We start from the raw sequence: 5,421 nt of genomic DNA, 5'->3' as shown, positions 1-5,421 counted from the left end.
ACACAACAAAAGGTAATTTATAAACCTTTGCCACAAGATGATCCTAAGCAACGTCGCCCCGATATAACCAAGGCAAAAGAACTGTTAAAATGGGAACCTAAAGTGAACAGGGCAGAAGGTTTAAAAATAACTTACGAATATTTTAAATCTCTATCAAAAGAGGCTTTAGAAAAAATAGACCACAAAGATTTTGCAAATTATAATAGATAGTTTTGAAACTAACCATCACCGGCACCTCCGGCTTCGCCGGACAAAATCTTGTCACGTATCTCGCTGAGCATAATCTTAGGAAACTATCTATAAGATACGTCCCTAATCAAGAAATATATTTAGATAATGCAGAAGCCATCATCCACTTAGCCGGTAAAGCCCATGATTTAAAAAAACTTTTAAAGCAGTTTATCTTTTTATAACGTTATTTTAAGCATAGCTACTATTTCTAGAATAGCAATAGATTATACATTTGCATTCTTATATTTGAGTAAAAAGTAAATATTTTGATAACTAAAATACAGTTAAGAGAACTTTTGCTAGATCTTGAATCAGATAGGGTAGAGCGTTGTTTCTACAAATAACAAACAAAAGTTCGCTATTACTATTTGTGCCTTTGCAAATGATTTTTCTAAAGTAACTGTTTTTGAAGTTAAGGTACCTATTTCTTCGCATTATTTAGCCTTTACCGACCCAGTCACCGACCCAGTCATTCAACTGTTGAAATTACTAGCTCAAGGAGAATTATCTTCCAGCGAAATGCGAGCCAGATTAGGAATTAAGCATAGAGCTAACTTTAGAGATAACTATATCCATCCAGCCATTTCTTTAGGCTTAATTGTTCAAACCATTCCAGAAAAGCCCAATAGCCGCTTACAAAAATATAAGCTAACCGCTAGGGCTATAAAATATTTAGAAAAGATAAAATAATGGATATCATATTGACGGGATCAACAGGGTTCTTAGGAAGGTCAATTTTTTCAACTCTAAAAAGCAAGACATCATCACCTTGGGAAAATCCGATACTTCCATCATCTGCGATTTATTATTTCAAATTTACCAGCTTCCAATCTACTTGACAAATCGAATTTACTTAAAATGATTGTTTCCCAATAAGGAAATATTTATCTTTGACAAAAACTATGAATGAAGCCAAATTTTGACATTGAGTTACTGCCAGAAGCAATAGAGTTTTTAGAAAATCTTGATTATAAATCTAGAGAAAAAATTTATTACAATATCAAAAAAGCTCAATTTGTAAACGATAATGAATTATTCAAAAAGCTCAATGACTTCATTTGGGAATTTAGGACTTTGTACAATGGAAAAGCATTCCGACTTTTTTCATTTTGGGTCAAATCAAATGGTAAAGAAACTTTGGTGGTGGCTACACACGGAATTTTAAAGAAAACACAGAAAACCCCAAAAAATGAAATTAAAAAGGCGGAAGAAATTAGAAAACAATATTTAGAATACAAAGCAAAAAATAAATAATATGGCGACCAATAAATTTAAAACCGTTTCGCTTGAAACAATGATTGACAAACACATTGGAAAGCGTGGAACAGAAAAGCGAGAAGCATTTGAAAATGAGTTGAGAATTGACTTGTTAGGACAAGCGATAAAACAAGCTCGACAAGAACGAAATATGACCCAAAAAGAATTAGGCGAACTTGTAGGTGTTCAAAAAGCTCAAATTTCAAAAATTGAAAACAGTGTAAAAAATGCAAGATTTGAAACTATTATGAAAGTTTTTGAAGCTTTGGGTGCAAAAGTGAACTTTAATGTGGAACTGAATAACAAAAAGTTAGCGTACTAAAAAGTATGCCCAACACACAACAGCCACAGCCGTTTGCTGCTATGGGGGCTAACGTGGTTAATTCAAGTGAAGTAGCTCTATCAACATTTGTGCTTGGTAGAAAGTTTTGCGCTCCCAAATCTCTTAATGTGGCAAGCGGCAAAACGATAAATGTCTTTATAAGAATCCGATTTTGTTAAATGAAAATCTACAATGAATAATAGACTGTTACTCACCAGAACCTCTGGCTTCGCTGGACAAAATCTTGTCCCGTATCTCACTGAGCATAATCTTAGGAAACTATTTCTAAGATACATTGCCCATCAAGAAATATATTTAAACGATACAGAAGCCATCATCCACTTAGCTGCTAAAGCGTATGATTTAAAAAATGTTTAAAGCAGTTTATCTTTTTATAACGTTATTTTAAGTATAGCTACTATTTCTAGAATAGCAATAGATTATACATTTGCATTCTTATATTTGAGTAAAAAGTAAATATTTTGATAACTAAAATACAGTTAAGAGAACTTTTGCTAAATCTTGAATCAGATAGGGTAGAGCGTACTGTTTCTACAAATAACACACAAAAGTTCGCTATTGCTATTTGTGCCTTTGCAAATGATTTTTCTAATCATCAACAGCCAGGTTATTTACTTATTGGAGTTGATGATAATGGGCAACTGTCTGGTTTAAACGTTACAGATGATTTATTGAAAAACTTAGGTGGCTTAAGATCTGATGGCTTAATTCTTCCACAACCTCAAATTAGTATATGCCATTTTAATTTTGCAGAAGGAGATGTTGTGGTGGTGGAGGTACTGCCTTCTAGTTTTCCACCTCTTCGTTATAAAGGACAAGTGTGGATTAGGGTTGGGCCAGGAAAGGCTGTAGCTAATGAAGCCGAAGAGCGAATTCTGATAGAGAAAAGAGTTTCTTCTGCAACAACTTTTGATACTCGGCCATGTTTAGGTGCTTCTTTAGCTGATTTGAACCTAGATATTTTTACTCAATATTATTTGCCTAAAGCTATAGATGCAGAAAGCCTCAAAAATGATCATAGAGATATTAGAGAGCAATTAGCCTCATTACGTTTTTTTGATGTTAGATACAATTGTCCAACTCATGCAGGTGTAATATTATTTGGTAAGAGCCCTGAGTTTTTTCTTTTTGGGGCTTATGTTCAATATGTAAGTTTTAAAGGACTAACGCTAGGCTCTGAGATAAATAATGAGCTTAAATTCTCTGGAGATTTGTTCTCAATTCTTTTAAAATTAGATACTTTTATAGAAACTTCTCTTATAAAGAGGCATCCAGTACCTGTTACGGTTCTAAGGGAAGAAATCGTTAAAAATTATTCTTTTTGGGCAATCCGAGAATTAATGATGAACGCAATCATGCATCGTGATTATGAATCAAATACTCCAATTCGCTTTTATGAATATTCAAATCGTATAGAATTAATGAATCCTGGAAATTTGTATGGTAATGCTCGCCCCGAAAACTTTCCTAATGTAAATGATTATCGTAATCCAGTTATCGCAGAAGCCTTAAAGATTTTAGGCTATGTTAATAGATTTAGTAGAGGTGTTGCTAGGGTTAAGGAAGAATTATTAGAAAATGGGAATGGTGTTGCAGAATTTGATTTTTCTAAAGTAACTGTTTTTGAAGTTAAGGTACCTATTTCTTCGCATTATTTAGCCTTTACCGACCCAGTCACCGACCCATTCACCGACCCAGTCATTCAACTGTTGAAATTACTAGCTCAAGGAGAATTATCTTCCAGCGAAATGCGAGCCAGATTGGGAATTAAGCATAGAGCTAACTATATCCATCCGGCCATTTCTTTAGGCTTAATTGTTCAAACCATTCCAGAAAAGCCAAATAGTCGGTTACAAAAATATAAACTTACAGAACGAGCGAGAAAATATCTTAGTGAGAATGTTATAAAAAATTAATTTGCTCTAATATCATGAAACTAACCATCACCGGCACCTCCGGTTTCACCGGACAGAATCTTATTCCATATCTTGCTGAGTACGAGATTTATAAACTATCATTAAGATACGTCCCTAATCAAGAAATATATTTAAACGATACAGAAGCCATTATCCACTTAGCCGGTAAAGCCCATGATTTAAAAAACGTTTCTCAACCTCAAGATTATTATGATGCGAATTTTGAACTAATCAAGCAGCTTTATGATGCTTTTTTAAAATCAGATGCTCGTAAGTTTATTTATATCAGTTCGGTAAAAGCCGCCGCAGATTCAGTTAATGATATATTAACGGAAGAGATTAAACCTGCCCCTCAAACTCATTATGGTAAATCCAAGTTAATGGCGGAGGAATATATCAAAAGTCAACCATTGCCAGAAGGAAAATCTTATTGTATTTTAAGACCCTGTATGATTCATGGTCCTGGTAATAAAGGAAATTTAAACTTGCTTTATAAATTTGTAAGTAAAGGAGTTCCCTATCCTTTAGCTGCTTTTGAGAATAGACGCTCTTTTCTAAGTATTGAGAATTTTTGTTTTGTCATTAAAGAATTATTAGTGCAAGATATTCCCTCTGGTGTTTACAACCTAGCTGATGATGAAAGTTTATCTACTAATGAATTAGTATCGCTTATAGCTTCTTGTTTAGGCTTAAAACCTCGGCTTTGGGCTATCCCAAGTGGTTTAATCAAAGGAATAGCTCAATTAGGTGACGTTCTTAAATTACCTTTAAACTTAGAGCGGTTAAATAAGCTCACCGAAAACTATGTGGTTTCTAATGCTAAAATTAAAGAAGCTTTAAAAAAAGAATTTCCAGTATCTACCAGAGAAGGTTTACAAAGAACTATAAAATCTTTTAATTAGTTTAAGCTTTGCTGCATTTAAGCTGTTCATCATATCAGTAAAACACATGTTTGAATAGGAGTATAAAGCTAGTCTCATACTCGCTTTGATTATTTTTAAGTTAAGAACTTAAATCCTACTTATAGAATTTCAGGATAGGAGAGCTAATATCTTATACAGAGTCTTTTGTCACTGCGAAGCATGAAGCAGTCTTTTATATCCTTCATATAGAGATAAATCACTACGTTCATGATAACAAAATCATGCATTAAACAACATCCAGCTAGGAAATAAAACCAGAAAGACCTCTGTGCACACTGCGCCCTCTGCGGTAAAAAAAATCTGCGTTTAATAAACAGAGCGATACAATCGCCACCCCATAGTAAGAACTCGTTGCAAACAAGCTCAAGAAGAACTCTGCTCAGGTTTTTGTCACTTAGAAGCATGAAGCAGTCTTTTATAACCTTCATACAAAGATAAATCACTACGTTCATGATAACAAAATCATGCATTAAACAACATCCAGCTGGGTAATAAAACCAGAAAGACCTCTGTGCACACTGTAACCTCTGCGGTTAAAAAAACTGCTTTTAATAATCAAGGTGATAAATCGCCACTCCATGTTAAGCACTCTTGGCTTTTGTGTCATGCTATGCTGAGTCGAAGCATTTTGCTTATCATACACCTCCTTACCTCCGCTCAGGGTGACAATCCCTTCTATTCTGCTCAGGTTTTTGTCACTGCGAAGCATGAAGCAGTCTTTTTTATATTCTTCATGTAGTGATAGTCACTA

General features: G+C 34.1%; 7 protein-coding genes and 1 pseudogene. 7 read left to right on the top strand and 1 reads right to left on the bottom strand.

All coding sequences use genetic code 11. The features are described from left to right. The 7 genes and pseudogenes from H510_RS20260 to H510_RS0112730 all read left to right on the top strand — a co-directional run. Positions 1-210: pseudogene (locus H510_RS20260) on the top strand (SDR family NAD-dependent epimerase/dehydratase); the annotation flags it as partial. Positions 211-591: 381 nt separating this feature from the next. Then, complete coding sequence (locus tag H510_RS20615) at positions 592-921, top strand: Fic family protein (protein ID WP_342662630.1); 330 nt, start codon at positions 592-594, stop codon at positions 919-921. 216 nt (positions 922-1,137) lie between these two features. Continuing rightward, entirely contained in the window at positions 1,138-1,485 is a 348-nt protein-coding gene (locus H510_RS0112750; protein WP_026904677.1) for a type II toxin-antitoxin system RelE/ParE family toxin, read from the top strand. Position 1,486: 1 nt separating this feature from the next. After that, on the top strand, positions 1,487-1,810 hold the full coding sequence (locus H510_RS0112745) for a helix-turn-helix domain-containing protein (RefSeq protein ID WP_026904676.1): 324 nt from the start codon (positions 1,487-1,489) through the stop codon (positions 1,808-1,810). 192 nt (positions 1,811-2,002) lie between these two features. Beyond that, the gene (locus H510_RS0112740) at positions 2,003-2,188 is read left to right on the top strand and encodes a hypothetical protein (protein ID WP_026904675.1); all 186 of its coding nucleotides are present in this window, start codon (positions 2,003-2,005) and stop codon (positions 2,186-2,188) included. A 104-nt stretch (positions 2,189-2,292) separates the two neighbouring features. Next, on the top strand, positions 2,293-3,747 hold the full coding sequence (locus H510_RS0112735; protein WP_026904674.1) for a Fic family protein: 1,455 nt from the start codon (positions 2,293-2,295) through the stop codon (positions 3,745-3,747). A gap of 14 nt (positions 3,748-3,761) precedes the next feature. Next, on the top strand, positions 3,762-4,649 hold the full coding sequence (locus H510_RS0112730; RefSeq protein WP_211226575.1) for an NAD-dependent epimerase/dehydratase family protein: 888 nt from the start codon (positions 3,762-3,764) through the stop codon (positions 4,647-4,649). Positions 4,650-5,139: 490 nt separating this feature from the next. Here the strand turns inward: H510_RS0112730 and H510_RS20145 are convergent, their stop codons facing one another. Beyond that, a complete protein-coding gene (locus H510_RS20145) occupies positions 5,140-5,379 on the bottom strand; it encodes a hypothetical protein (protein WP_026904671.1) in 240 nt (79 codons plus the stop codon). Positions 5,380-5,421: the final 42 nt, after the last annotated feature.

Source organism: Pedobacter glucosidilyticus DSM 23534, assembly GCF_000425145.1.
GTDB classification, from domain to species: domain Bacteria; phylum Bacteroidota; class Bacteroidia; order Sphingobacteriales; family Sphingobacteriaceae; genus Pseudopedobacter; species Pseudopedobacter glucosidilyticus.
This window is presented reverse-complemented; position numbering and strand designations above follow the sequence as displayed.

What these genes read in the sequence shown, in the direction of transcription:
- H510_RS0112750 (WP_026904677.1), top strand. Translation starts at nt 1,138, where the DNA reads ATGAAGCCAAATTTTGACATTGAGTTACTGCCAGAAGCAATAGAGTTT.
- H510_RS0112745 (WP_026904676.1), top strand. Translation starts at nt 1,487, where the DNA reads ATGGCGACCAATAAATTTAAAACCGTTTCGCTTGAAACAATGATTGAC.
- H510_RS0112740 (WP_026904675.1), top strand. Translation starts at nt 2,003, where the DNA reads ATGAATAATAGACTGTTACTCACCAGAACCTCTGGCTTCGCTGGACAA.
- H510_RS0112730 (WP_211226575.1), top strand. Translation starts at nt 3,762, where the DNA reads ATGAAACTAACCATCACCGGCACCTCCGGTTTCACCGGACAGAATCTT.
- H510_RS20145 (WP_026904671.1), bottom strand. Translation starts at nt 5,379, where the DNA reads ATGCTTCGCAGTGACAAAAACCTGAGCAGAATAGAAGGGATTGTCACC.